This window comes from Bosea sp. NBC_00550, assembly GCF_026020075.1.
In the GTDB taxonomy this organism is placed as follows: domain Bacteria; phylum Pseudomonadota; class Alphaproteobacteria; order Rhizobiales; family Beijerinckiaceae; genus Allobosea.
Genome location: NZ_CP102772.1, coordinates 2,719,368 through 2,744,868, shown reverse-complemented (window position 1 = coordinate 2,744,868; position 25,501 = coordinate 2,719,368). Strand labels below are relative to the sequence as shown.

The 25,501-nt window shown below is 65.6% G+C and carries 26 protein-coding genes, 2 tRNA genes and 1 pseudogene; 16 read left to right on the top strand and 13 right to left on the bottom strand.

The genetic code is table 11. The features are described from left to right. The first annotated feature begins 126 nt into the window (after positions 1-126). From NWE53_RS13170 to NWE53_RS13160, 3 genes are all read left to right on the top strand, one after another. Positions 127-594: a hypothetical protein gene (locus NWE53_RS13170; protein WP_265054700.1), complete on the top strand. Its 468-nt coding sequence runs from the start codon at positions 127-129 to the stop codon at positions 592-594. A 96-nt stretch (positions 595-690) separates the two neighbouring features. Beyond that, the gene (locus NWE53_RS13165; protein ID WP_265054699.1) at positions 691-1,149 is read left to right on the top strand and encodes a hypothetical protein; all 459 of its coding nucleotides are present in this window, start codon (positions 691-693) and stop codon (positions 1,147-1,149) included. Positions 1,150-1,271: 122 nt separating this feature from the next. Then, entirely contained in the window at positions 1,272-1,733 is a 462-nt protein-coding gene (locus tag NWE53_RS13160; RefSeq protein ID WP_265054698.1) for a hypothetical protein, read from the top strand. Positions 1,734-1,954: 221 nt separating this feature from the next. Here NWE53_RS13160 and NWE53_RS13155 read toward each other — a convergent pair. Next, positions 1,955-2,031 (bottom strand) — tRNA-Pro (locus NWE53_RS13155). 146 nt (positions 2,032-2,177) lie between these two features. Here NWE53_RS13155 and NWE53_RS13150 point away from each other — a divergent pair. Next, positions 2,178-2,252 (top strand) — tRNA-Gln (locus NWE53_RS13150). 281 nt (positions 2,253-2,533) lie between these two features. On the opposite strand, the gene NWE53_RS13145 is transcribed toward NWE53_RS13150, so the two are convergent. The 6 genes and pseudogenes from NWE53_RS13145 to NWE53_RS13120 all read right to left on the bottom strand — a co-directional run bounded on the left by NWE53_RS13145 (position 2,534) and on the right by NWE53_RS13120 (position 8,409). Next, positions 2,534-4,024, bottom strand: a complete 1,491-nt coding sequence (locus NWE53_RS13145; protein WP_265054697.1) for a recombinase family protein — start codon at positions 4,022-4,024, stop codon at positions 2,534-2,536. Continuing rightward, the gene (locus tag NWE53_RS13140; protein ID WP_442865029.1) at positions 4,021-4,425 is read right to left on the bottom strand and encodes a DUF2924 domain-containing protein; all 405 of its coding nucleotides are present in this window, start codon (positions 4,423-4,425) and stop codon (positions 4,021-4,023) included. Before NWE53_RS13140 ends, NWE53_RS13145 begins: the two co-directional genes overlap by 4 nt. A gap of 56 nt (positions 4,426-4,481) precedes the next feature. Further along, positions 4,482-4,811, bottom strand: coding sequence for a DUF3489 domain-containing protein (locus tag NWE53_RS13135; protein ID WP_265054607.1), 330 nt, complete (start codon positions 4,809-4,811; stop codon positions 4,482-4,484). Positions 4,812-5,342: 531 nt separating this feature from the next. Next, positions 5,343-6,705 (bottom strand): annotated as a pseudogene (locus NWE53_RS13130) (TRAP transporter large permease). A gap of 35 nt (positions 6,706-6,740) precedes the next feature. Next, positions 6,741-7,316, bottom strand: coding sequence for a TRAP transporter small permease (locus tag NWE53_RS13125; RefSeq protein ID WP_265054695.1), 576 nt, complete (start codon positions 7,314-7,316; stop codon positions 6,741-6,743). Between the two features lie 118 nt (positions 7,317-7,434). After that, on the bottom strand, positions 7,435-8,409 hold the full coding sequence (locus NWE53_RS13120) for a sialic acid TRAP transporter substrate-binding protein SiaP (protein WP_265054904.1): 975 nt from the start codon (positions 8,407-8,409) through the stop codon (positions 7,435-7,437). A 248-nt stretch (positions 8,410-8,657) separates the two neighbouring features. On the opposite strand from NWE53_RS13120, the gene NWE53_RS13115 reads away from it, so the two are divergent. The 3 genes from NWE53_RS13115 to NWE53_RS13105 all read left to right on the top strand — a co-directional run bounded on the left by NWE53_RS13115 (position 8,658) and on the right by NWE53_RS13105 (position 11,672). After that, complete coding sequence (locus NWE53_RS13115) at positions 8,658-9,431, top strand: HpcH/HpaI aldolase family protein (protein WP_265054694.1); 774 nt, start codon at positions 8,658-8,660, stop codon at positions 9,429-9,431. A 56-nt stretch (positions 9,432-9,487) separates the two neighbouring features. Then, positions 9,488-10,936 (top strand): dihydropyrimidinase, encoded by a 1,449-nt coding sequence (gene hydA / locus NWE53_RS13110; protein ID WP_265054693.1) that lies wholly within the window; start codon positions 9,488-9,490, stop codon positions 10,934-10,936. Positions 10,937-11,018: 82 nt separating this feature from the next. Beyond that, entirely contained in the window at positions 11,019-11,672 is a 654-nt protein-coding gene (locus NWE53_RS13105) for a GntR family transcriptional regulator (RefSeq protein ID WP_265054692.1), read from the top strand. Positions 11,673-11,696: 24 nt separating this feature from the next. Here the strand turns inward: NWE53_RS13105 and NWE53_RS13100 are convergent, their stop codons facing one another. From NWE53_RS13100 to NWE53_RS13090, 3 genes are all read right to left on the bottom strand, one after another. Beyond that, a complete protein-coding gene (locus tag NWE53_RS13100; protein ID WP_265054691.1) occupies positions 11,697-12,578 on the bottom strand; it encodes a DMT family transporter in 882 nt (293 codons plus the stop codon). After that, positions 12,571-13,617, bottom strand: coding sequence for a phosphotriesterase family protein (locus NWE53_RS13095; protein ID WP_265054690.1), 1,047 nt, complete (start codon positions 13,615-13,617; stop codon positions 12,571-12,573). The genes NWE53_RS13100 and NWE53_RS13095 overlap by 8 nt, the downstream gene beginning before the upstream one ends. Before the next feature lie 116 nt (positions 13,618-13,733). Then, complete coding sequence (locus tag NWE53_RS13090; RefSeq protein ID WP_265054689.1) at positions 13,734-14,546, bottom strand: transporter substrate-binding domain-containing protein; 813 nt, start codon at positions 14,544-14,546, stop codon at positions 13,734-13,736. A 147-nt stretch (positions 14,547-14,693) separates the two neighbouring features. Between NWE53_RS13090 and NWE53_RS13085 the strand changes: the two genes are divergently transcribed. The 9 genes from NWE53_RS13085 (at position 14,694) to NWE53_RS13045 (ending at position 22,569) form a co-directional block, all read left to right on the top strand. Then, positions 14,694-14,981: a (2Fe-2S)-binding protein gene (locus NWE53_RS13085; protein ID WP_265054688.1), complete on the top strand. Its 288-nt coding sequence runs from the start codon at positions 14,694-14,696 to the stop codon at positions 14,979-14,981. Between the two features lies 1 nt (position 14,982). Continuing rightward, entirely contained in the window at positions 14,983-16,410 is a 1,428-nt protein-coding gene (locus NWE53_RS13080; protein WP_265054687.1) for an FAD/NAD(P)-dependent oxidoreductase, read from the top strand. Beyond that, positions 16,407-17,576, top strand: coding sequence for an NAD(P)/FAD-dependent oxidoreductase (locus tag NWE53_RS13075; protein ID WP_265054686.1), 1,170 nt, complete (start codon positions 16,407-16,409; stop codon positions 17,574-17,576). The genes NWE53_RS13080 and NWE53_RS13075 overlap by 4 nt, the downstream gene beginning before the upstream one ends. Then, entirely contained in the window at positions 17,569-18,543 is a 975-nt protein-coding gene (locus NWE53_RS13070) for a dihydrodipicolinate synthase family protein (RefSeq protein ID WP_265054685.1), read from the top strand. Before NWE53_RS13075 ends, NWE53_RS13070 begins: the two co-directional genes overlap by 8 nt. Positions 18,544-18,623: 80 nt before the next feature. After that, complete coding sequence (locus NWE53_RS13065) at positions 18,624-19,433, top strand: transporter substrate-binding domain-containing protein (RefSeq protein WP_265054684.1); 810 nt, start codon at positions 18,624-18,626, stop codon at positions 19,431-19,433. Positions 19,434-19,554: 121 nt separating this feature from the next. Next, complete coding sequence (locus NWE53_RS13060; RefSeq protein WP_265054683.1) at positions 19,555-20,229, top strand: amino acid ABC transporter permease; 675 nt, start codon at positions 19,555-19,557, stop codon at positions 20,227-20,229. 16 nt (positions 20,230-20,245) lie between these two features. Beyond that, a complete protein-coding gene (locus NWE53_RS13055; RefSeq protein ID WP_265054682.1) occupies positions 20,246-20,932 on the top strand; it encodes an amino acid ABC transporter permease in 687 nt (228 codons plus the stop codon). Beyond that, positions 20,910-21,647, top strand: a complete 738-nt coding sequence (locus NWE53_RS13050; RefSeq protein WP_265054681.1) for an amino acid ABC transporter ATP-binding protein — start codon at positions 20,910-20,912, stop codon at positions 21,645-21,647. Before NWE53_RS13055 ends, NWE53_RS13050 begins: the two co-directional genes overlap by 23 nt. A gap of 13 nt (positions 21,648-21,660) precedes the next feature. After that, complete coding sequence (locus NWE53_RS13045; RefSeq protein ID WP_265054680.1) at positions 21,661-22,569, top strand: DUF6282 family protein; 909 nt, start codon at positions 21,661-21,663, stop codon at positions 22,567-22,569. Positions 22,570-22,886: 317 nt separating this feature from the next. Here NWE53_RS13045 and NWE53_RS13035 read toward each other — a convergent pair whose 3' ends face one another. The 3 genes from NWE53_RS13035 to NWE53_RS13025 all read right to left on the bottom strand — a co-directional run bounded on the left by NWE53_RS13035 (position 22,887) and on the right by NWE53_RS13025 (position 25,446). Further along, a complete protein-coding gene (locus NWE53_RS13035; protein WP_442865012.1) occupies positions 22,887-23,996 on the bottom strand; it encodes an IS5 family transposase in 1,110 nt (369 codons plus the stop codon). Between the two features lie 495 nt (positions 23,997-24,491). Next, positions 24,492-25,127 (bottom strand): DUF4238 domain-containing protein, encoded by a 636-nt coding sequence (locus NWE53_RS13030; protein ID WP_265054679.1) that lies wholly within the window; start codon positions 25,125-25,127, stop codon positions 24,492-24,494. Continuing rightward, complete coding sequence (locus tag NWE53_RS13025) at positions 25,120-25,446, bottom strand: DUF4238 domain-containing protein (protein ID WP_265054678.1); 327 nt, start codon at positions 25,444-25,446, stop codon at positions 25,120-25,122. The genes NWE53_RS13030 and NWE53_RS13025 overlap by 8 nt, the downstream gene beginning before the upstream one ends. Positions 25,447-25,501: the final 55 nt, after the last annotated feature.

Below are 25,501 nucleotides of genomic sequence, written 5' to 3'. Positions count from 1 at the left end.
CCCGCCAGCGAAAGCTGTCGGCTTGGCCGCCTGAGCGGGCTGAGCACACCCGTCGGAATGTGGAAGTGCTATGCCTGTCGCAAGCCCTTCACCGTGAGGCATGGCACGATCTTTCAGAACAGCCATGTGCCGATGCATGTCTGGCTGCAGGCGCTCTATCTGCTGACCGCGACCGGCGAGCGTATCGGTTCGCAGAGGCTGGGCCAGATACTCGGCGTGTCCGTCCGGACCGCCTGGCATCTCAAGACGAAGATCGCGGCCGGCCTGGAAACCGCGAAGGATCTGCCGAATTCATGGCCTGGCGAAAGCGTTGTCGACCGCGTCGTGCGAGAGCCCTTTCCGAGTAGCTCCGCGCCGCCCCGGCCGGGGCAGGCCGTCTGCAAGGCGCGCTACGAGCGTTTCCTTGCGGTTACCGCGAGCGCGACGCACCGTCTCGATGACACTGTCTTCCTCCAGGCTTTGAACCGGTTGCTGCGGAGTTCCGGCGTGGACACCGAGCCGGAGGAGGGCAGGTTCGAGCAACAGCTCGAGTTGGGCCTGTTCGATCAGCCTGCGGAGCGAAAAAGGACTGCTGACGACGATGGATTGCGCTGACGGCTGATGGGAAGAGGGTGGCCTCCACTGGCAGAGGGACGGCGCGCCATACTTCGGCGCCGTTGCCTATAGGGGCCGGGGACTGCGGCGGAGGCATTGATCGACATGTTCTTCCCAAAGCCGCTGAAGCGAGGGATCGGCCTGCAGTACGGGCTCGTCGATCTCGTCAAGCTGGCTGGCTGGGCGCAGCGCTTCGAGGAAGGCGACGGCACCGCGGGCGCCGGCTGCAAAGGCCGGATCCTCGCGGCTGCTGAGCAGGCAGATTTCCTCGCCGATGAGCTCTGGGCCAATTCCCGTGACGGCGTTCAGGACATCGGATTGAACCGCTGCGAGGGCATGCGTGCGCATCGGGCCGCAATGACGCTGGGCAATCAGCGTGACAAGCGTTGCGAGGAAGCCGATGATCTGGGGATGAAGCCAGTCACCGGCCTGGCATGTCGCGGTCCCGCTGGGATCGCGATGCAGGAAGGGGTCGATCGCGGCATGGGCCATGCGGCGCGCCTTGCGAATCTTGAGCCATTCGAACATGGCGCCCCCGCGCTGAGCGAAGCCTAGCCTCCGAGGAAGCGCCGATGCCCAAGCCCTCCCGAGGACGAACGGCCTTGCCGCCCAGGCCGGATTTCGATGTCCTGGAGGTTGTCGCCGCGCGCCGATCCTCCAGCCGCAGAGTAGCCTTCATGAACCTCGTAGGCGATCTGAATCTCGCCTGGTCCAACAACGAGAGCCTGTTCATCTATGTGCTGATGGTTTTGCTCGGCACGGATGACAAGTCGGCGGCGATCGTCTTCGCCACGCTGAATACGACACGCGCGCGTCTCGATCTGGTGCAGCGGCTGGCCAAGATCGGCGTGGCAGACAAGGTCGTCCGCGGCGAGCTCAACGAGATCGTAGAGCGCTTCTCGGCGGCGACGCGGCTGCGCAACGACCTCAGCCACGCCACCTTCGTCATCGATGCGGAGGGCGAGATCACCCATACGCAGCACATGAAGGTGGAGGAAAGCCGGGGGAACCTGCGCTTCGGTGTCCGCCGAGCCGTCGACGATGCGAGGCTCGAGGAAATCTCCCGCACCATCCGCGAGCTTCACGCGCTCAACCGGCGAATCTGGGATCTCATGTCTGCCCTCGAGGGGGCGACGTAAACAGCAGGAAAGTGGCTGCGTCGATGCGACCGCGATCGGCGATCAAGGCAAGCCGCCTGCATCGGTTGGACGCGGCAGGCTGCAGATACCTCCAACCACGTGCGCGTCGGCCGAGCGCAGAAGACGAGTGGAGATGACAAAACTGTCAGGTATTTCGATCGCAAAAAAGAAAAACCCCGAAGGGTTATCTTTTGACGTCTTGATTTATCGCGGGAAATTTTTGGTCGGAGTGGCAGGATTTGAACCTGCGACCCCCTCGTCCCGAACGAGGTGCTCTACCAGGCTGAGCCACACTCCGATCAACTGGTGGCCGGCTTATAGCCAGCACGCGGCCCCGGCGCAACAGCTCGTTTGCAGCCTGGGGATGATTTCTTCCGAGGTTCCAGGGAGCCACCGCGAGACGGTTGCACATGACGACGACGCGTTCTAGAACGCGCGACACATTGGGGCGTCGCCAAGTGGTAAGGCAGCGGTTTTTGGTACCGCCATTCGGAGGTTCGAATCCTCCCGCCCCAGCCACGCATATTGTCCAACCGCCAGATTTGGACGGGTGAGCAGTTACTGCGACGGTGTGGGGGGTTAGCAGGCGGAGGCGGTCTCGCCGCGCCATCCAAGCTCCAGAACCCATGCTATCGGGCCGGTTTCTGAGGCTCGGTCTGGGCAGGCCGGTTTTTGTGTTCCGCGGGATTTTGGCTGAGACCGGTTCGCGGCAGCTTTTGGCGAGACTGGTTCGACAGATTCGCTGGACGAGAAAAAACCCGCCTTGGAGGCGGGCTCAAATCGATAGCTGATCGCGGTGCTCAGTGAACGAGGATGCGGTGCTCCTGGCTCGCCCAGTCGTGAGGCAGGGCTGCGGAGAGCCGACTGATCGTCAGATTGGCGGGCGCAGTGCCATCGGCGATGGCGCGGATGATGTTTGGCGAGAGGCAGGCCAGCGGCAGCAGCTTGCGGATATTGCGTTCGCCCACACCTTCGCGGATCGCGATCTCATCGGTCGAGGCCATCGAGCCATCGATCAGCTGCGCCATCCAGCGTCTCGCCTGAGCAATCATGGTCAGGATCGCCTCCGCGGAATCATGATCGAGCCGGGGCTTCTGCGTGGGCTCATGCGCGACGCCCTTGCGCCGACCCTGAGGCTGCCAGGCGAAGGGAATCTTTGTCGTGCTGGGCTCGCCAGCATCATCGGGAGACTGGAGCGCGATGATCAGACAATCTCGGTGCAGGGTGACGCGCGCGATCTGAGCAGGATTGGGAGTTGCGGCCAACACAGCGGCTTCGATCTCGGGAGCCGAGATCCGGGCAATGGATCCGGCTTGAGCCTTGCGATGCTGGATCAGCGCCTGCGAGACATAGTAGCGATACCGCGCCCCGTTCTTGCGGGCATGGCTCGGGCTCATCCGGTTGCCCGCATCGTCATGCAGCAGACCCGCAAGCGTAAAGGCTGAGTTCGCCGATCGTCCCTTGCGCTCGATGGCGGCCGCAGCGAGGTGCCGTTGAACGGCGTCGAAGATCTCGACCGTGACAATCGGTACATGGGCACCACGATGTGAGACGCCGTGCCAGACGATCTCGCCGAGATAGAAGCGGTTCTTGAGCAGATGGGCGAGCATGCCGACACGGAAGCGATGACCCAGTCTGGTGACGATGCCCTCACGACCCAGGGTCTCGGCCACCGCTCCGACCGAGCCGAGATCGAGATAAAGCTGGAAGATGCGACGCACCAGCGCAGCCTCCTGCTCGACGATGACGAGTTGCTTCTTCTCGCTGCGATAGCCCAGCGGGACCGGTCCGCCGACCCAAAGCCCTTTGGTCTTGGACGCCGCGATCTTGTCGCGAACGCGCTCGCCGATGACCTCGCGTTCGAACTGGGCGAAGGAGAGCAGGACGTTGAGCGTCAGCCTGCCCATGCTCGTTGTCGTGTTGAAGGACTGGGTGACCGAGACGAAGGAGACGCCGTGCTCATCGAAGAGCTCGACCAGCTTGGCGAAGTCAGCGAGCGAGCGCGTCAGGCGATCGACCTTGTAGACGACGATGATGTCGATGCGCCTTGCGCGGACCGCATCGAGCAGCTGCTGCAGGGCAGGGCGCTGCAAGGATGCGCCAGACAAGCCGCCATCGTCATAGCGATCACCGATGAGGCTCCAGCCTTCATGGGCCTGGCTCTTGATATAGGCCTCGCAGGCCTCTCTTTGGGCATCGAGCGAGTTAAAGGCGAGATCGAGATTATGCTCGGTCGACTTGCGCGTGTAGATCGCGCAGCGCTGCGGCCTTGTTGCCGGCTCGCGGATCATGGGGTGGCCCTCGCGGCCTGCCGCTGCCGCAATCCGAAGAAGCGTGGTCCGTTCCAGGTGGTCCCTGTAATCCGCTTGGCCAGTGTCGAGAGACTGCGATGTGTCTCGCCATTCCAGAGGAAGCCGCCGGGCACGATCACGACCTCATGGTTGACGCCGTCGTGCTCGCGGACCAGGACTGAGCCGGTCTTGATGCGTCGTCGGGTTTCCTGGCCCCGCGCCAGCTTCGCCAGGTGTCGCGCCAGTTCATCATCAAGCTTGCCGAGCTGCTGCTCCTGCAGCCGATGGGCGACCAGCCGCGCGATCAGATCGCGCGACAGGCCGGCCGGAGCGGCCGTGCGATACAGCCGGCGAAAGCGGGCCCGCAGCTCATCGAAGCCGAGGCTCGCCAAGGTGGCCACCTCGTCGGCCAGGCCCGACGCTGAGGGCTGGGCCATGTTATCGCGTGAGGCCCTGCTCATTGTGCCTGGCCCGCGGTGATGCGGTAGACCGAGCACTTCGCTCCATCGGCAGCGCCGACATTCTCATGCGAGATGACGTAGCCGCGCTTTCGCAGGCCGGTCAGGGCGGCGCGCGTCGTGTGTGGCTGCCAGTCCGTCACGGCTGCGAGCTTGGCGAGACTCACCCCCTCGGCGGCCTGCAGCAGGCCCAAGACAATGCCGAGCTTACTGCCGGGACGGGGCGGCAAAGGCGATCCGTAGACCACCGCTGAGATGGCTTCGCTCTCAGAAGCGGACGATGTGTCGATCGCAGGAGTGGTGTCGGCCTTGCGGCTTCGGCGTGTCATGGCGATCTCCTCGCGGTTGCAGCGGGGCCATCCCCGCACCACCGCGACCCCGCCTCGGCGCGACGCCGGCAGGGTTAGCTTAGAAGATCGACGCGTATCTCCGCGCCTTCGACACCAATGCGTGCCGTGCGAACGAAGTCCAGTCGAATGTGGGCGCAATCGGCGCGCGGTGCGGGATTGCCCGACTTGCTGAAAAAACAGGCGCAATCGCTTCCGGAGTTGGCCCATTCCCGGCTCTGGCAGCGTCTGGTTCCGGGTGGTGCGCTGGAGCTAATTCGTAAATGCGGTCCCGCGAAAGGGGTCACTCGTCGGTTGTTGGCTCCTGCACCACGGGAGATGCCTTATCTTGGTCTCTGGTTATGTCGGCTCTCATCTTCGCAGCGCGATGCATCGGCGGCATAGGTATACTCGCCGCCCTCGTCGTGTCGTCGATGCACCGAAATCTACAGCGCGCTTCAAAACGTGACCGCGCCACCAGAAAGCCTTGCCCCACGGGCGGGCGTTTTGCCAATAGGCCTGCTTAAGGCCGCGTCATTGCAGCGCCTTAGGCAACCAGAGGCTGATGGCCGGCACGTAGGTAATCAGCGCCAGGCTGAGCAGCAGCGGAATGAGCCAAGGCAGGATTGCCATGGTCGTGCGCTGGAAGCTGAGATTGGCGACGCGGGCGAGCACGAACAGCACGAGCCCCATCGGTGGATGCAGCAGACCGATCATCAGGTTCAGCACCATCACCAGACCGAAATGCACCGGGTCGATGCCGAGCTTGAGGACGATCGGGAGCAGGATCGGCGTCAGGATGGTGATCGCGGCGGTGGGCTCCAGGAAGCAGCCGACGAACAGCATCAGGGCGTTCGCCAGCAACAGGAACATCGCCGGGTCCGCGGTGAAGGCCAAGACCCAGCCGGCGATCATCTCCGTCGTCCGCGAGACCGCGAGCACCCAGCCGAAGACCGAGGCCGCCGAGACGATGAACAGCACCGTCGCCGTCAGTTCGACGGTTTCCATCGAGGCGCGGATCAGCATTTTCCAGTCCAGTGTGCGGTACCAGACGATGCCGAGGAAGATCGCCCAGACGCAAGCTGCGATCGCCCCTTCCGTTGCGGTGAACAGGCCCGACGTCATGCCACCGATCAGCAGCACCGGGGTCATCAGCGGCAGCACGGCGGCGAAGCGGAACACGAGGTCGGCGGCCAGTAGCAGGACGAAACCGGCGATGACGGCGATGCGCAGTGAGACGCCGGCTTCGACCGCAAGCCAGATCGCCAGGGGAAAGCCGGCGACGACAGCCAGTTCGCCCGACACGCCGAGAATACGCGGCCATTCGAAGGGCACGTCGCCGCCCCATTTGTTCCTGTGCGCGTAGAAGCTCACCGTCGCCATCATCAGCAGCGCCATGACCATGCCGGGCACGATGCCGGCTAGGAACAGCTTGCCGATCGAGACATTGGCCATCATGCCGTAGACGACGAAGGGCAGGGATGGCGGGATGATCGGCCCCAGCGTCGCCGAGGCGGCCGTGATGCCGACGGCGAATTCGACATCGTAGCCATGCTCGCGCATCGCCTTGATCTCGATGGTGCCGAGCCCCGCCGCATCCGCGACCGCCGTGCCCGACATGCCCGAGAAGATCACCGAGCCGACGATGTTGACGTGTCCGAGCCCGCCGCGCATCCAGCCGACGAGCGAGCGCGAAATTGTAGATCCGGTTGGTGATGCCGGCCGAGTTCATCAGGTTGCCGGCCAGGATGAAGAACGGCACCGCCAGCAGCGGGAAGGAGTCGAGCCCGGCGAACATCCGGTGGATGACGACGAAATCCGGCGCGATGCCGGTCGCCAGGATGTAGATCAGCGACGAGCCCGCCATCGCGATAGCGACCGGGATCCCTGAGCCCATCAGGGCGAGAAACAGCAGCTTGAAGGACAGCGCGCTCACGAGCTGGCTCCCGTCGTGCCGGGCCGTTCGAGCACGCTGTAGCCGTTCGTCCAGTTGCGGATCGCGACCTGGACCGCTCGCAGCGTCATCGCCGCGAAGCTCAGCATGACCACGCCGTAGACCCAGCCGATCGCGATCGGTGCCACCGACATGGGTTGGCCGCCGATGCGGGAGATCAGCTGCCAGGTCAGCCAAATGCAATAGCCGAAAAAGGCGATGCGCCCGAGATCGACCATCGTCGAGAGCGGCCGCGTGATCCAGCGCGGCAGCCAGTGATAGAAGAAATCGACATGGATATGGCTGTTCTTGCGCACCGAGCCGACGATGCCGATGAACACCGTGCAGACCAGCAGATAACGCGCGATCTCCTCCGTCCAGGCGGCGGAATCGTTCAGCGCGTAGCGCGTGAAGAACTGGTGGAAGACGGTTGCGCCCAGCACGCAGAACACCCCGAAGCCGACCCACTCCTCGATCGCGTAGACCGAGAGGTCGATGGCCTCGTCCTGCACCTCGAACTCACCCTTGGCGTTGAGGGCGGCGGGCATGGCGTCGAGGCTGTCAGGCTTGGTCATGGGAAATCCGTGGGCTGGGCCGTGGCTTCGGGTCGATGTTGTGCGTCGCTGGCAGCCCGGAGCAAAGCACGCGGCGCGGCCGGTCGCGGCCGCGCCGGATGAGGCCCGTGGCGGGCGCTTACTTCAGCGCCACCAACTCGTCGAAATCGGCCTGGACGAAGCCGAAATCCGCCGGCTTGGAGCTCGCCAGCACGGCCTTCTGGAACGCAGCCTTGTCGACCGTGTGGATCGTGCTGGTGCCCGCCTTGACGATTTCCTGGCGCAGCTTGTCGTCCTCATCGCGGATCAGTGTCGAGGCGAGGAGGCTGCCCTCCAGCATTGCGGCCACGAAAATCGCCTTGTCTGCGTCGGAGAGTTTCTTCCAGGTGCCGCCGCCGATCACGGTGTTGAGCACATCGATGACATGGCCCGTGAGCATGATGTGCTTCTGCACCTCATGGAATTTCTTCGACCAGATCGTGTTGAAGGCGTTCTCCTGCGCATCGACGACGCCGCTCTGCAGGGCGGTGTAGACCTCGGCCAGCGAGATCGGCGTCGGGTTGGCCGAGAGCGCCTTCGGAAAGGCCATGTAGGCGGCGGCGTCGGGCACGCGGATCTTCAGGCCCTTCATGTCGGCGGGCGTCAGGATCGGCCGGCTGGAGGTGACGTGCCGCTCGGCCGCATAGGTCAGCGCGACGATGCGGTTACCGGTGGCCTTCTCGTAGCCGTCGCCAAGGCGCTTGTAGAGGTCGCTCTTGGCATAGGCCTGGACATGGTCGAAATCGCGGAAGGCGAAGGGGAAATAGGTCACGCCGAGCGGCTTGGAGACCTGCGCCTGGAAGCTCGCCGCGCTGATGATGATGTCGACCGTGCCAAGCGAGAGGCCCTGGTTGAGGTCCGATTCCTTGCCCAGCGTCGCCGAGGGGTAGAGCTGGATCTTGTAGCGCCCGCCGGTACGCTGCTCGATCAGTTCGGCGGCCTTGACCGCGCCCTTGTGGTGCGGCTCGGCGGGTTCGTAGACATAGGCCCATTTCACAGTGGTCTGGGCCTGTGCGGGAAGGGCGACCAGCGACAGGGCCGCTGCGGCGAGAGCCGCCAGCAGGCTGCGGGGCATCGAGGCCTTGATCGTCACTGTCATTCCCGTCTCTCGCCTTGCTGCGGCGCTGCATCGGCGCCCGATCCGGCCGCTCGCGTCCGGCGATTTTCACAGCAAGCGACATGCCAGCCGAAAGCCGCCGTTCCCGGGCGATAGCGCCTCAAATGCATGCAGAAGACGAGCGTGATTGTTCGCATCTTGTGCACATTGTGCACGCACTATGCATGTGGTAGTCGGTCGCAGGCCGCGACGGGAGACAACGTGCCATGCGAAACACCTTGCGCCGGCAGATTGACGACGGCCGCACGCCGATCGGGCTCGCCGCCTGCGTGGTCCGCACGGTCGAGATCGTCACCATCGCGCGCAGCTGCGGCTTCGATCTTCTGCTCGTCGACATGGAGCATGGCCCGATCGCGATCGGTGACGCCGCCTCGATCAGCGTCACCGCCTGCGAGGCTGGGCTGCCCTGTCTGGTGCGGGTCGGCGCGCCATATGCGCCCGACCTCGCCCGCGTTCTCGACTGCGGCGCCGAGGGGGTGGTCGTGCCCCATGTCGAAACCGCCGATGAAGCCCGCCTCGTCGTTGAGAAATGCCGCTACCTGCCCGTCGGCAAGCGCTCCTTGCCGAGTCCGCTGGCGCGGCTGGGCTTTCGCGTGCCGCCCGCCGCGCAGATGATGGCCGAGATCGAGAAGGACACCTTCGTCGTCCTGATGATCGAGAGCGCGCTCGGTGTCGCCAATGCCGAGGCGATTGCCTCGGTTGATGGCGTCGACATGCTGATGATCGGGGCCAACGACCTCGCCGCGGATATGGGCCATGTCGGCGCCGTCGAGCATCCGGCCATTCAGGCAGCCTTTGCGCGCATCGCGGGCGCGGCTGCGGCGCATGGCAAGGCCTTCGGCGTCATCGGAGTCGGGGAGGCGCTTTTGCGCAGCCATGCCTATGATCTCGGCGCAAAGCTGATCGTCGCCACCAACGACATCAACCTCCTGATCGACCGCGGCCTGGAGGTTGCAGCGCGGGTGCGCGGGCTGGCCTGACGGCATCGCAGGCAAGGGCCGTCCAAGCGGCCGGACAATCACTCTGGAGACCGGGCATGGCTTACGACCTAATCATCGCTAATGGCACGATCGCCACCGCATCGGACGTGTTTTCCTGCGATGTCGGCATCCGCGACGGCGTCATCGTCGCGCTCGGCCATGATCTCGGCGAAGCAAGCGAGACGATCGACGCCTCCGGCCACCTCGTCCTGCCCGGCGGCATCGACAGCCATGTCCACATCGCCCAGCCGAGCGGTGAGGGCATCGTTATGGCGGATGATTTCGCCTCGGGCACGCTCTCGGCGGCCTTCGGCGGCAACACCACCGTGATGCCGTTCTGCATGCAGGAGAAAGGCACGAGCCTGCGCGAGACGGTGAAGGATTATCACAGACTGGCGGAGGGCCGCTGCTACACCGACGTCTCCTTCCATCTCGTCATCTCCGAGCCGACCGAGCAGGTGCTGGGGCAGGACCTGCCGGCGCTGATCGAGGACGGCTACACCTCCTTCAAGGTCTTCATGACCTATGACGGGCTCGCTTTGAACGACCGGCAGATGCTCGAAGTGATGTCGGTGGCGCGCGAGACCGGCGCGCTCGTCATGGTCCATGCCGAGAATGACGACGCGATCCGCTTCCTGACCGACCGGCTCGAACGCGGCGGCCATGTCGCGCCGAAATTCCACGGCACCTCGCGGCCGATCCCCGTCGAGCGCGAGGCGACGCATCGCGCGATCTCGCTCGCCGAACTCGTTGATGTGCCCGTGATGATCGTCCACGTCTCCAACCGCGAGGCGATGGAGGAGATCGCCCGCGCTCGTTCGCGCGGCCTGAAGGTCTATGGCGAGACCTGCCCGCAATATCTCGTGCTGACCGAGGCCGACATGGACGGCCTCAACATGGAGGGCGCGAAATATGTCTGTTCGCCGCCGCCGCGCGATACCGCCAGCCAGCAGGCCTGCTGGGAGGGGCTCGCCAATGGCACCTTCAACGTCTTCTCCTCCGACCACTGCCCGTTCCGCTACGATGACCCCGCCGGCAAGCTGACGCCGAAGGGGCGCACCTCGTTCCGCTGGGTGCCCAACGGCATTCCCGGCGTCGAGACAAGGCTACCGATCCTGTTCTCGGAGGGCGTCGGCAAGGGCCGAATCACGCTGAACCAGTTCGTCGCCCTTTCCGCGACCAATCACGCCAAGACCTATGGGCTGACTAAAAAGGGCTCGATTGCGCTCGGCATGGATGCCGACATCGCGATCTGGGACCCCAAGCGCGAGGTCACGATCAGCCAGTCCCTGCTGCATCACGGCAGCGACTACACCCCCTATGAGGGCATCACGGTGACGGGCTGGCCGGTGACCACCATCCTGCGCGGGCAAGTCGTAATCCGCGACGGCAACCTCGTCGGCAAGCCCGGCCAGGGCGGCCATGTCGCGCGCGAACGGTCGGTGCTGGCGGCGCCGGCAGGCCAGTTGCCGACAGGGGTCGAGCCGGCGGGGCGATACGGATGAGGACGATCGCGGCGTCCGGTCTTGATGGCCGGCGCCGCCTCGTCCAAAAGCGGTCCTGCAACCTGAACACGAAGACGACAGTATGACCCTGACCGAGCCGAGCGACGCTCACGGTTACAACCTCTCCAACCTCGCCTACAAGGCGGTGTCGGACATGGTGCGCGGCCGCCGCCTCAAGGGAGGCGAGGTCATCGTCGAGGCGAAGCTTGCCGAAATCCTCGGCATCTCGCGCACGCCGCTGCGCGAGGCGCTGCAGCGGCTCGAAGGCGAAGGGCTGGTGGTCAAGGCCGCCAACCGCTCCTTCATGGTCCGCAATGTCGATCTCGGCGAGTATCTGCAGAGCCTGAAGGTGCGCGAGCTGCTGGAAGGCGAGGCGGCGTTCCTGGCGGCCGGGCGGCTCTCGCAGGCCAAGCTCGGCATGGTCCATCGCGAGATCGACGAGCTGATGGCGGCGACGACCTATCACACCGACGCGCATTGGCGCTCGGACGACAATGTCCACGGCCTCTATATCGACGGCTGCGGCAATGCGGTGATGGGCCAGATGATCCGCTCGCTGCGCGTCACCACGCGACTGTTCGAGATCGCCCGCCTCGCCGACCGGGTCGGGCAGGACGCGGTCGAGCATCTCGAAATTGTGGTGGCGCTCGAGGCCGAGGATGCCAAGCGCGCCCGCAAGGCCGCCCAGGCGCATATCAAGAGCCTGTCGCGCTTCTCGCTCGACAATATCTCCTGAAGAGGCAGGCGGGCTACGCCCCGCTCAGCCCCGAGAACGGATCAGTGCCACGCCGCTGGCGATGACGATGGCCGCGCCCAACAGCGTCGCCAGCGTCGGCACCTCCCCGAAGACGAGATAGCCGATCAGGCAGGCGGCGATGATTTGCGAATAGATCATCGGCGAGATCACGGCGGTCGGCGCGCGCCGGAAGGCCTCGATCAGCAGCAGATGGGCCAGCGTGCCGAAGGCGCCGCCGAGCGCCAGCAGGCCCCATTCCCACTGTGCCATCCAAGACCAGGACCAGGGCAGAGCGAGCGAGGTGATCAAAAGCGCGAAGAAGCCGACATGGAACAGCATCGCCAGCGGGTCTTCATCGCTGGCGATCGCGCGGGTCAGCACATGATAGCCGGCATTGGCCAGCGCCATGGCGAGGGGAAAGACGAGAAAGCCGCCGGCACCCGGCGCCTGCGGCTGCAAGGCGACCATGACGCCAGCGAAACCGGCGAGAATGCAGGCCCAGCGCCGCAGCGAAGGCTGCTCCTTCAGGAAGATCATCGCCAGGACGGTGGCGATCAGCGGGGCCGAGAAGGTGATCGCATAGGTCTGCGCCAGCGGCATCGTCTTCAGCGCCAGCACGATGAAAACGGTGGTGCCCACCAGCGCCGCGCCGCGACAGAGCTGAATGAAGGGGTGTCGCGTCACAAGCATGCGCCGCGCGCCGAGAAACGGCATCGCGGCGATGAGGTAGACTACCTGGAACAGGTTGCGGCCCCAGGCCAGGAACAGCACGTCATGGCGCGCGGCCAGCGCCTTCAGGATCGAATCGAGGCTGACGAAACAAAAGGTTGCCACCACCATCAGCAGCGCGCCGATGACGATATCGCGCCGGCCGCGCCGCAGGGCCTCCGCGCCGGCCTCAGACAAGGGTGAGCAGCCGGCGCGGCGTTCCGATCACCAACTGGTCGATCATGGCCTCGTCGAATCCCTTGCGGCGCATCATCGGCACCAAATTCTCGATCAGATGACCATAGCCATGGCCGCCATGACGCTTGAGCCGCGTCTTCGTGCAGATGTCCTGCGAGATCGTCACCTGCGCGCCATGGCCGCGCGCGACGAGCCCGGCGATCCAGTTCAGCCGCATGCCGTCATTGGGCAGGTCGATCGGCGCGAAGGGGTAGTGCGAGGATTCGATACCGAAGAAATCCCACTCCGCGACGGCCCCCGTCGCGACCAGCGCCAGCGCCTGGTCGAGCGTCGCGAAGGTCCGGTCGAGATGGCTGATGATCAGGCGCGTGACGTCGCCCCCTGCCGCACGGACGTGCTCGATCACCTGCAGCGGCGAGGCGGGGTCGCGACCGGGATGGACGTTGATGCTGGCGCCGGTCTCGCGCTGGGCGATGGCTGCGGCCGTGAGGGCACGCAACTCGCCCTCCGTCGGCGGATCGCTGATGCCGATCTCGCCGATGATGCCGGCGCGGATATCGGTGCTGTGGAGGCCGTCGCGGACGCTGGCGATCATCAGGGCGGCGAGGTCGTCAGTCGAGCGCGCGGTGACCGCCTCACCGGCGAAGCTCTCGATATAGACCCCGCATCCCGCGACGATCGCGACGCCGGTCGCCTGCGAAATTGCGCGCAGCCCGAGCGGATCGGGCCGGATGCCCTCGATCGTCAGCTCGACGATGGCGCGGCCGCCGCTCTCGCGGAAGAGCCGCACCTCTTCCGTCATCTCAGCCACGTCCGAGAGGATGTGGTTCCCGTAATGCCGGCACCAGTGATAGCGGATTTCGGCCGCGTTCCAGGGCGTGATCTCGACTTCCGGAAGGCCCTGCGCGGCGAGTTCGGGTGGCGTGACGTCACAGAGCAGATGCTCGTGCATCAGGGTCGGGCCGAGATCGGCCGGCGCGATCGGGCCGCAGACGGTCTGGATCTCGCCTGGGGCGGCGGGTCGGTTCGGCGCGGTCACGGGCGCTGTCAGTCGGGTCGGAGGGCAGGCACGCCGTCATTGCGAGGACGAAGCAATCCAGGGGAACGTTGAGGCCTCTGGATTGCTTCGCTGCGCTCGCAATGACGGCGGAGCGATCAGAAGTAGGGCGTGAAGCCGGTCGGGTTGAGCATCTTGATGCCGAACCACTTGACCCAGAGCGCGTCGGTCTTGCCGCGGCGGTGCATCTCGAAGATCGCGACGTTGAGCCAGTCCTTCAGGCCGGTCGCGTTCTTGGCGAGGCCGAAGCTGCAATAGTAGACGTCGACCGGCGTCTCGACCACCTTCCACTTCACGTCCTTGAAGCGGTTCATTTGCTCCCCGACGAAGTCGATCACGTCGATCATCGCATCGCCGCGGCCCTGCGCTAACGCCCGCACCGCGTCGGGATAATTGTCGAGCAGCGTGACCTGGGCCTGCTTGAGATTGTCCTCGATGAACTTGACCGGCGTGGTGCCGCGCACCTGGATCAGGGTAACGCTTGGGCTGTCGAGCTCCTTCCAGTCCTTGTAGGACTTGGCTTCGGTCGTCAGCACGCCGAAGACCTCGGTATGAACAGGCACGGTGAAGTCGATGACCTTGGCGCGCTCGGGATTGCGCGTCATCGCGCCCATGACGAGATCGATCTTGCCCGAGGCGACGAAGGGAATGCGGTCGGGCGAGCCGGTCTGCACGACCTCGAGCTTCACGCCCAGCATCTTGGCGATCTCGGTGGCGAAATCGACGTCGAAGCCGACGACCTCGTTCTTCTCGTCGAACTTGGCCAGCGGCGGCAGCGTCGGATTGACGCCGACTTTCAGCGTGCCGGATTTCAGGATTTCGTCGAGCGTGCGCGCGCCGGCCGTCATCGGCAGGGCGGCGGTGGCGAGGCCGAGCAGCGCGGCAAGGCCGAGCGCTAATTTATTGAGCATGGGTCCCCTCGGACATGCAGGTTGAAACGCCTCGGCTGCGGTCATGGCCCGCTCTTGACGGCCGCTCATGTTGCACCGATTGTCTACGGACTGTATACACTGCGTCGCCCTTGTAAAGCGGCGGCGGGCGGGGAATCGGACGAACGGATGACGGCTCTGCGGATTGCGGACGGGTTCCGGCGGGGTGCCGCCGTCACCTTTGACGTCGACGGCGTGGCCGTCGTCGGCCATCGCGGCGAGACACTGGCGGCGGCGCTGCTGGCGGCCGGATTCGCCCGGCTGCGACATAGCCCCCGCGATTTTTCGCCGCGCGGCGCCTACTGCTTCATGGGCGCCTGCCAGGAATGCGTGGTGCAGGTCGGCGGCGTGCTGCGCCAGTCCTGCCAGGTGCCGGTCGAGGATGGGCTGGTCGTTGGACTCAAGGGCTCGCTCTGAGATGATGCAGGCCGATCTCATCGTCATCGGAGCAGGCCCGGCCGGCGCGGCCGCCGCGCTGGCCGCGAGCGAGGCCGGGCTGTTGGTTGTGCTGCTGGACGAGGACGCCTCTCCCGGCGGGCAGGTCTACCGTGCGCCGCCGGCGGGCCTCTCGGTCGCGCCGGACACGCGGGGCGCCGACGAGCGGGCTGGGGATGCGCTGCGCGAGGCGGTTGCTGCCTCGGCCGTGGTCTGGAAGGGCGGGGCGCGCGTCTGGTCGATCTCGGGTGCGTTTCGAGTCGATGCGGTGACGGCGGCCGGCAGCGAGAGCTTCACCGCGCCGCGGCTGGTCGCCGCCACCGGTGCGCATGAGCGGCTGGTGCCCTTTCCGGGCTGGACGACGCCCGGCGTAATCGGGCTCGCGGCCGCGACGATCCTCTTGAAATCGCAGGGGATGGTGCCGGGCCGCCGCACGGTGGTGGCCGGCTGCGGGCCGCTGCTCGCTGCGGTCGCGGCCAAGATCGTCGCGGGGGGCGGGGCGGTCGCGGCGATCATCGATCTGTCGGGGCCGGGCGACTGGCTGAAGGCGCTGCCGGCGATGGCGAGCCGGCCGGATCTGCTGCGGCAGGGCCTCGGCTGGGCACTGAAGCTGGGCGCGGCATGCGTGCCGGTGCTGTTTCGCCATACGGTCACGGCCGTCTCCGGCGGTGAGGCCTGCGAGGCGGTGACGGTCGCGCCTGTTGATGCGGAGGGACGGCCGACGGGCGGCCGCTCGCGCGTCTTTGCGGCGGATGCGCTTGCCATCGGCCATGGACTGGTGCCGGGCAGCGAGATTCCGAAGCTGCTGCGGGCGGAGCATCGCTTCGAGCCGGAGGCGGGCGGCTGGGCGCCGGTGCGCGATGCTTTCGGGCGCTGTTCGGTCGCGGGTCTCTATACGGTTGGGGACGGGGCGGCGGTGGCGGGTGCCGAGCCGGCGCGGCTCTCGGGTCGGCTCGCCGGGCTGGCGGCGGCGCAGGATGCGGGGCGGCTGCCGGCTCATGTCTCCGCCCGCGAGGCGGGGGAGGCGCGTGCTGCGCTCGACAAGGCGCTGGTCTTCGCCGGCGCGATCAACCGGCTAATGCGCGCACGGCCGGCGATGGTCGAGGAGATTGCCAAGGACACGGTGATCTGTCGCTGCGAAGATGTTCGCCGTGGCGAGATCGAGGCCGCTATCTCGGCGGGCGCGCGCGAGATCAACCAGCTCAAGCATTTCACCCGCTGCGGCATGGGCCCCTGCCAGGGGCGAATGTGCGGCGAGACGGCGGCGACGCTGCTCGCCCGCCATGTCGGTTCGCGCGAGGCGGCGGGCTACTGGACCGGGCGGCCGCCGCTGCGGCCTGTTCCGCTGGCAGATCTGCTCGGCGAGTTCGACTATGGCGACATCCCCGTGCCGAATCCGGCCCCGCTATGAGCACACCTTTCGATCTCGCCATCGTCGGCGGCGGAATTCATGGCGCGACGGTGGCGCTGTTTTGCGCCCGCGCCGGCATGAGGACCGTGCTGTTCGAGCGCGGCAGCCTCTGCCGCGAGGCCTCGGGCGTGAACGCGGGCACGCTGACCATGCAGATGACGCGGGTGGCGCTGATCCCCTACGCGCTGCAGGCCCATGCGATGTGGGCCTCGGCGCGCGAGTGGCTGGGGCACGATGCCGGCGTCGTCGTCTGCGATGGGCTCTCGCTCGCCTTCACGCAGCGCGAGGTCGAACTGCTCAGCTTCCGCGCGGGCAAGCGTCGTGAGGCGGGCGCACCAATCGACTTGGTCACGGCAACAGCAGCGCGCGCGGTCGAACCGGGACTCGGCGAGGGCGTCCTGCTCGCCGCGCATTGTAAGGTCGACGGCTACGCCAATGCCTATCTGACGGGCCAGGCCTATCACGCCGCCCTGATCGAGGCCGGTGTCGATCTGCGCGAGGAGACGCCCGTGTCGGGCGTCGAACGCGAAGAGGGCGGCTTTGCCGTCCAGACCGCCGCAGGCCCGGTCCGGGCAAAGCGGCTCGTGCTGGCGGGGGGCGTCTGGCTCGAGGAGATGATGGCTTGGCTCGGCATCACCTTGCCCATCAAGGTGCTGGTGAACCAGCTCGCGGTGACCGAGCGCGTGGCGCCCGTCATGCGCACGGTGGTCGGCATCGCCAGCGGGCTTTTGTCGCTCAAGCAGTACCCGCACGGCACGGTGGTGATCGGCGGCGGCTGGCAAGGCCGTGGCGACCGGCAGCGCGGCGGGGTCGAGCTCGTGCCCGAGAGCCTGATCGGCAATATGCGCCTCGCCTGCCATGCGATACCGGCGCTGCGCCATGCGAGGCTGGCGCGCGCCTGGGCGGGGCTGGAAGCGGAGACGGCCGACGCGCTGCCCGCGGCCGGGCCGATCCCGGGCATCCCCGACGCCTATATCTGTGGCAGCGTTCACTCCGGCTACACCAGCGGGCCCTACATCGCCCGGCTGCTCGCCCAGCGGATCCTCGGGCAGGAGCCCGCCGATCCTCTCTTCCCAATCGACCGGCTGCTGGCGTCGCCGGCCGCCTCGCCCACCCCATCTGCCGCCGCAGGCCGAGCCACCGATGAACAGCCACAGCATGTCTGACGCCAGTACCGCATCCGACGCCCGTGTCGCCGCCGCCATAGCGCGCCTGACCGGCATCCACGCGGCGACCATCTGCCCGATGACGCCGGAGTTCCGGATGGACGAGCAGGCCCTGGCCGACCATGTCGCGGCGGTCGCGGGACATGACGGCATCGAGGGCCTGCTGATCAACGGCCATGCCGGCGAGAACTTCCTGCTGACGCGCGAGGAGAAGCGGCGCGTCGTCGCGATCTGCCGGGAGGTGCTGGGGCCGGGTGTCTTCCTGACTAGTGGCGTCAACGCAGAATCGAGCCTGGAGGCTGCGCTGCATGCACGCGATGCGGAGGAAGCCGGTGCCGACGCCATCCTGCTGTTCCCGCCCAATGCCTGGGGGCTGTTTCGCGACCGTGACTCGGCGCTGCTACACCATCGGCATGCGATGGCGGGCTGTGGCCTGCCCTTCCTGCTCTACCAGGCGCCGGTGGGGGCAGGGGCCATGCCCTATGACCCGGCGACGCTGGCGGGCCTGGTGGCGCTGCCGCGGGTCTGCGGCATCAAGGAGGGCAGCTGGGAGGTGGCGACCTATGATGCCAACCGGCGGCTCGCAAAGGCTCTGCGGCCCGATCTCGCGGTGCTGGGGTCCGGCGACGAGCATCTGCTGACGAGCTATCTGATCGGCTCCGAGGGCAGCCAGGTCAGCCTCGCGGCGGTGACGCCAGCGCGGCTGGTCGCGCTCTGGCGCGCGGCGCAGGCTGGCGACTGGGACGCAGCCCGGCACTGTCATGACGCTATCTATCCGGTCGCCTGCGCGGTCTATCGCGAGGCGCCGGGTGGGCGCGCCACGACCCGTCTCAAGGCCTGCCTCAAGATCCTCGGGCGGCTCGCCTGCGATGCCGTGCGCCCGCCCTTCGCGCCGCTGCCGCCGGAGGAGTACCGCCGGCTCGAAAAGGCGCTGGCCCATGTCGAGAAAGCAGGCGCCGGGCGTTGACAAGCGAGACGGCCGGTGGCCTGATTGCATGCCGAACGTATACAATGGTCGCGCTGTAACGCTTGTCTGAGGAGGTTTGAATGACGATGTCGCGCTTCGCCTGCCTGCTCGCCGCCTGCCTCGGACTGGGCGCGACCGCGCCAGCCTCGGCGCGTTCGCTCGATGACATCCTGAAGGCCGGGGAACTGCGCGTCGGCGTCAATCCGACGCTGCCGCCGCGCGCGCTGTTCAACGAGAAAAACGAGATCGACGGCTTCGAGCCGGAACTCGCCAAGGCGGTGGCCGACAAGCTCGGCGTCAAGCTCACGCTCGTGCAGGTCGGCTCGCCCGACCGCATTCCCTTCGTCGTGGCCGACAAGGTCGACGTCGTGATGGGCGCGATGAGCCGCACCTCCGAGCGCGCCAAGGTGATCGACTTCACCGCGCCGATCCATTCGGAGAATTACGGCATCGTCACCACGGACGCGAAGCCCTTCGCCAAGCTCGCCGATCTCAACAGCGAGAGCGTGACGCTGATCCAGGTCCGCGGCACGACCGCCATCCCCTTCATCCAGAAGAACCTGCCCAAAGCCAAGCTCGTCCTGCTCGACAATTACAACGACCGCGACCGGGCGCTGGCCCAAGGACGCGGCGATGCCTCCTTCGACGGCATCGACGCGGTCGCCTACCGGCTGAAGATCTTCCCGGCGATCAAGTGGAAGGTCGTCGCGACGCCGGAATACGGCGTTAGCTATTCGAGCTTCGGCGTCGCCAAGGGCAATTATTCCCTGCGCGACTGGCTCAACATCGCGCTCTACGAGTTGCACACGGCCGGCACGGTCGAGGCGATCTGGGAGAAGTGGTTCCTCAAGCCGATGGACACGAAAGTGCCCGTCACGCCGTACTTCTGATCGTCATGTCGCGGTTCATCGCTTTCGTCATTGCGAGCGCAGCGAAGCAATCCAGCGGGCTCGCGCAATCCCCCTGGGTTGCTTCGTCGGCTTCGCCTCCTCGCAATGACGGCGCCTGCTGATGGCCTACACCCTCCAATACGGGCAGGTGACGCCCTATCTCGGCTATCTCGCCGGCGGTGCGTGGCTCGCGCTGCAACTGGCGGCGATCGCCTTCGTGATCGGCTGGGCGATTGGCCTCGTCTGCGCGTCGGTGCTGGAATACGGACCGCGGCCACTGCGCTGGTCGGTGAAGGCCTATGTCGTGTTCTTCCTGAACACGCCGCTGCTGGTTCAGATCTTCTTTCTGTATTTCGCCCTGCCGGACTGGGGCATCGTCCTCGGCTCCTATCAGGCCGTGCTGCTGGGCATGGCGATCAACGCCGGCGCCTATCTGACGGAAATCCAGCGGGCCGGGTTCCGGTCGATCCGCAAGGCCGAGGTCGAGGCGGCCGAGACGCTGGGCTTCTCGCGCGTCCAGATCATCTGCTACGTGGTGCTGCCGCATATCGGCAAGGTTCTGTTCCCGCCCCTGTCGAACCAGTACATCATCCTGACGATGACGACCTCGATCGCCGCGATCTTCGGCGTTGAGGAGCTGACCGGGCGGACGTACAACATCAACGCCCAGACCTTCCGCTCCTTCGAGATCTTCTCGATCGCCGCGCTCTACTACATCGCGCTCACCCTGGTCGCGAGCGTGGCGCTCTATGCCGTCGGCCGCTACTTCTTCCGCATCAAGGGGCGAGTTTTTTGATGGGTAGGGTCTTCTGATGGCTTCGCTCCTCGAGGAGGCCCCGCGCTTCTTCATGTACTACAACCTGATCTTCCTGGGACAGGCCTTCGCCTTCACGGCGATGTTGTCACTGGTCGGCTGCGGCCTGGGCTTCCTCGTCGGCTTCGTGCTGGCGGTGCTGCGCAACGAGCGGATCGTCGGCTTCGCGCCGCTGCGCTGGTTCGCGACGGTTTATGTCGAGATCTTCCGGCGCATCCCTTTTCTGGTGAAGCTGATGGTGGTGTTCTTCGCCTTCCAGCTCGCCGGCTTCGACGCCAGCATGTTCGCGGTCGCCGCCACTACGGTCGCGTTCTCGGCCTCGGCCTTCTCGGCCGAGAACATCCGCGCCGGGCTGGAAGCCGTGCACAAGAACCAGTGGGACGCCGCCGAGACCATGAATATGGGCGGGCTGACGGCGCTGCGCCGGGTGATCCTGCCCCAGGCCTGGGCAATCATCATCCCGCCTTCGATGACCTATTCGGTCGGGCTGGTGAAGAGCACCTCGATCGCCTCGCAGATCGGTGTGGTCGAGCTGACCTACGCCGCCAAGATTTTGAATCAGAAGGGTTTCTCGGCGGCGATCTGCTTCGGCACGATCCTGATTCTCTATTTTCTTCTCTGCTACCCCATGAACCTGTTCGCATCGCATCTGGAGCGCCGGCTTGCCCAATCTCGTCATCGATAAGCTCAGCGCCAATTACGGCACGGTGCCGGTCCTGCAGGATGTCTCGCTGTCAGTTGAGCGCGGCGAGATCGTCTCGATTATCGGCCCCTCCGGCTCGGGCAAGAGCACGCTGCTGCGCGTGCTGACCGGGCTGCTGAAGCCGCATGCCGGCGTGGTGCATGTCGCCGGCACGCAGGTCGACTATGGCAGCGCAGCCGCGCTGCGGCAGGTGCGCGACCGCTTCGCCGTCGTGTTCCAGCAATACAACCTGTTCCAGAACATGACGGCGCTGCGCAATGTCACCATCGCGCCGACGATCGTGAAGAAGCGTGACGCGGCCGAGGTCGAGCGCGAAGCTCGCGCGCTGCTGGAAAAGGTGGGGCTGTCGCACCGGATCGAGGCCTATCCGGACGAGCTCTCCGGTGGCCAGCAGCAGCGCGTCGCGATCGCGCGAGCGCTGGCGCTGAGGCCGGAGATCCTGCTGCTCGACGAGGTGACCTCGGCGCTCGACCCCGAACTCGTCGCCGAGGTGCTCGACACCATCCGCGTGCTCGCCGCCGAGGGCATGACGATGCTGATCGTCAGCCACGAGATGGGCTTCGTCCGCGAGATCTCCAGCAAGGTCGTGTTCATGGCCGACGGCAAGGTCGTCGAGGTCGGCCCGCCCCAGCAGATCTTCGACGCACCGCAGACCGAGCGGTGCGCCGATTTCGTCCGCCGCATCCTGCGGCACTGAAGGAAGAGCCCCGATGAGCTACGGCATGCACTACCTGAAGGGCGCGGTGGACTGCCATGTCCACACCTGCCCGCATCTCAACGGGCGCAGCGCCAACATCTTCGAATCGGTGCGCCAGGCGGCAGCAGCCGGCATGCGCGCCATCGGGCTGATGGACAATTTCATGAACTCGTCGGGCTATGCCGCACTCGCCGCCGCCGAGCTCGGCCATCTCGGCATCGAGATTTTTGGCGGGTTGATCATGCAGCCCACCGCCGGCGGCGTGACCTATGAGGCGGCGCGCAATGCCGTCGATTACGGCTACGGGCCTGGCACCGGCGCGCGCTTCCTCTCGCTGCCGACGCATCACACCAAGGCAGTGGCGCGGCGCGAGGGGCGCACGGGGCTCTATCTCGAAGCCGCCTTCGGCGTGCACGAGAGCGGCAAGGTGCCCGACCCGGTGCCCGCGATCATCGACCTCTGCGCCGAGCGCGACATCGTCTTCGATTGCGGTCATGTCGATGGCTGGGAGGCTGTTGCACTGGCGGAAGAGGCCAAGAAGCGCGGCGCCGCCCGCGTGCGCACCCATGCCGGCGGCTACGACACGCCGACCATCGAGAGGCTGGTGGGGCTGGGCGCCTATTGCGAGTTCTCGTTCTTCGTCCTCACGCATGCGACCCAGGTTGGGCTGACACATGTTGACCAGGAGAAGCACCGCGCGCCGTCCAAGACTGTCCAGGACCTGACGCCGAAGATCCGTGCGGCCGGCGAGATGGCGATCGTCTCGGGCGATGCCGGCATCTATCTGCTGCCCCCGCCGGTGGAGGCCTTCCGCGAGTTTCTGCTGCTGCTGGAATCGGAAGGTTTTAGCGAACCGGAGTTGCGCGCGATGAGCAGCAAGAACCCTGGCGACCTGTTCAGGATCGGCAGCTTTTGCCCCTGACACTTCGTGCCTGACAGATCCGGCGTTTTTGGCCCCCAGCCGACTTCTGGAACGTCTGTTCCGGGCGCCGGCTGGGTGTGTGGTACCTGGCGGCCGGAGCTGCCCTTTCCCGACGCTAGGAAGGTCCGCCTTCCGGCTGCACGATTTCAGCGATGCGCATGGCCGACTGGCGAATGCCGTTAAAGAAGTTGGCTTGGAGAAATGCGCCGTCGCCGATTGGTACGCGTGCCGATCCGTAGCGCTCTCCAAGGGGGGAGCGAGGTTGCCGGCCGCTCGAGGTGAACGGATAGGGCGACAGAAGCGGCGCCAAGACATTGTCAGGGGAATGGGCGAATTGAGCCTCGCCGGTTAGGGTGGGGGGCATGCAGCCGATTTCCTGCGCCCGTCAGCAATTCCCTCCCGAGATCATCCGGCACGCCGTGTGGCTCTATCTGCGGTTCACCTTGAGCTATCGCGATGTCGAGGAGTTGCTGGCGGAGCGCGGCCTCGACATTTCGTACGAGACGATCCGGCGATGGGTCCTCAAATTTGGCTGCAGCTATGCCCGCAACCTGCGCCGGCTGCGGGCGCACGTTCATCGAACGCAGCTCGTTCACGAAGTCGGCCGCGTCATAGCCGCGGTCGGCCCCGAGCGTGATGGGCCGCGGCCGGTCGGCATACGGTTCGATCATCGCCAGAGCCGCGACCCGCTCGGCATGGCCCGACACCTTCGTCAAGCAGGCATCGACGATGAGGCCGGAGCGGTTCTCCATCAGGGCATGGCCGAGGAAGGCGAGCCGCGCCGCCATGCCGGGCCCCTTGCGATAGAGCTTTGCGTCCGGGTCGGTGGTCGAGGCGTGGGTCGCGTTCGAACGCTTCTCGCCCCGGAAGCCGGCCTCGGCGTTGCGCCCGCCCGACGCCGGCGGCGGCTCGTTCGGGCCGGAGCCTCTTCCAGGCTCTTCGACCGGTCTGAAGCTCTTCATCGACGCCCACGCCTGGATCAGCGTGCCGTCGACGCTGAAGTGCTCGCTCGACAGGAGCCGTTTCACACGGCGCCCCGCCAGCAAGGCCGACAGGAACTGCGCGGCGACGTCGCCGGCAAGCAGCCGGTCGCGGTTCTTCGAGAACGTCGAGTGATCCCAGACCGCGTCGTCGATGCCGAGCCCGACGAACCAGCGAAACAGGAGATCGAACTCCAGCCGCTCCATCAGCTGGCGCTCAGAGCGGATCGAGTAGAAGGCCTGCAGCAGCATCGCACGCAGCAGCTTCTCCGGCGCGATCGACGGTCGGCCGAGGCCCGAATAGAGCGCCGAGAGGTCGCTCCCCATCGCCGAAAGAGCCTCGTTCACCAGCGACCGGATCGCCCGAAGCGGATGACCCGCCGGCACCCGGGCCTCCAGGTCCACGTAGCTGAAAAGCGCCCCTGTCCTCTCGTCCGTCCCGCGCATCCCGCCCCTCCCCAGCGCAGAGGAGTGAATCACGTCAAGGCCGGATCCGCGAGCCGCTCTTTCAACAGCCTGCTAGTGGATTGATTGGCAAATGAGTCCCGCTTGGTTCGCGCCGAATGTCCGCTCCCTGGACAGCGGCCAACGGGAAACATTCGACCCACCCCGGACATTGAACTTGTCCCGCTACCCCGTCTGGAGGTGGAGCCATTCCAGACTCTTGCAATGTCCGCGTCTTTTAGTCCCGCCGGGCTCTCGGCCGTTTCCGAGCGTCAAATTCCTTGTAGCGCGGGAGCGATCACATTTGTGGGCAACGGAACGTCGCTAGCTTACGCCGGAACACCGTCTGACGCAGGAAGGTTCCGCGGAATCGCCAGGATAGGATGATCCGGCCCAGCGCTGGCTTCAGTCTCCGGCAGCGGCGCCGAGCAGATAACCCTTCTGCATATTCCGGCACTGGAAAACAAATGGAGCGCCAAGGAGCGGTTTCGAGCCAAGCTAGCGGCGTCTCTCCTGCCGTTCCAATAAAGCACCCAGATCCTTTCCTTTGACGTATGGTTCGGTCCTGGTGTGGAGTTCGAACGACCCATCGCGGGCATAGAGTTGCTTGGTGGCATTTTTCGCAATGCTCGTATTCATCGCAGCGACCTTATCGCGTAGATGCCCCCTCGTCGCAGGCTGACTGTTGAGCAAGCCGATCAGCGCGAGCTCCGGCGAGATCGGAAACATGACGATCGTGCCCGCCAGGCCGAATCCGGGCGAATATGGACGCCGGTCATCTCCGTCAGCCCACGCCAATACGACCGGATCGTCGCAGGTTGCGTAGGTGGTTCCCGGTGCGGCCGAGACGAATGACCAGCTCCTGCTAGCCAGTTGATCAACAACCGTCCGGACCGCTCCGAGCTCCAATCCAATTAGGTAAGTCTGATCAATCGCGACCTTGTATTCACCTCGAGCGATGAAGTCCTTCATGGCATCGTATTTGATATCATCGCGAATTGGGACGCCGTCCGCTCGCGCTTGCTTCATCGAATCGTCGAAGCGATGCTGATCTTGCAGCGTCATCCTCATAATACGGTCGGCGACTTTCAGGTGAAAGTCCTCGTTGATTAACCTGAAGCGTGGATTACGCACGGCAATGTTCCCCATCAGAAGCATGACCGAAAAAATGCGCGTCCGATGGGAAGCTCTTCGTCTCGATTGCCTCGGCGAGATGAGGAGAAATTTCACCCTCTATTTTGGCCATCCCGTCCTCGATATGGTTCGGGTCATAGCCCTCGACATCGATTCGGAAGAAGTGGCGCCGGCTGCCGACGTTCCGGACCAAAGTCTCAAAGGTTTTTCTCGTAGATTGGTCGAAGCAGAAGACCTTTGCCTGCCGTCGATCACCGGGGGGACTGAAGTTTCTGAGATAGAACTGCGGGATGAAGTGGTGGTTCGCCTTCTCTGCCACTATTTTCTACAACGTTTGAGTAAAGTGAGCTCCGGGCGGACCACAATATATTGCG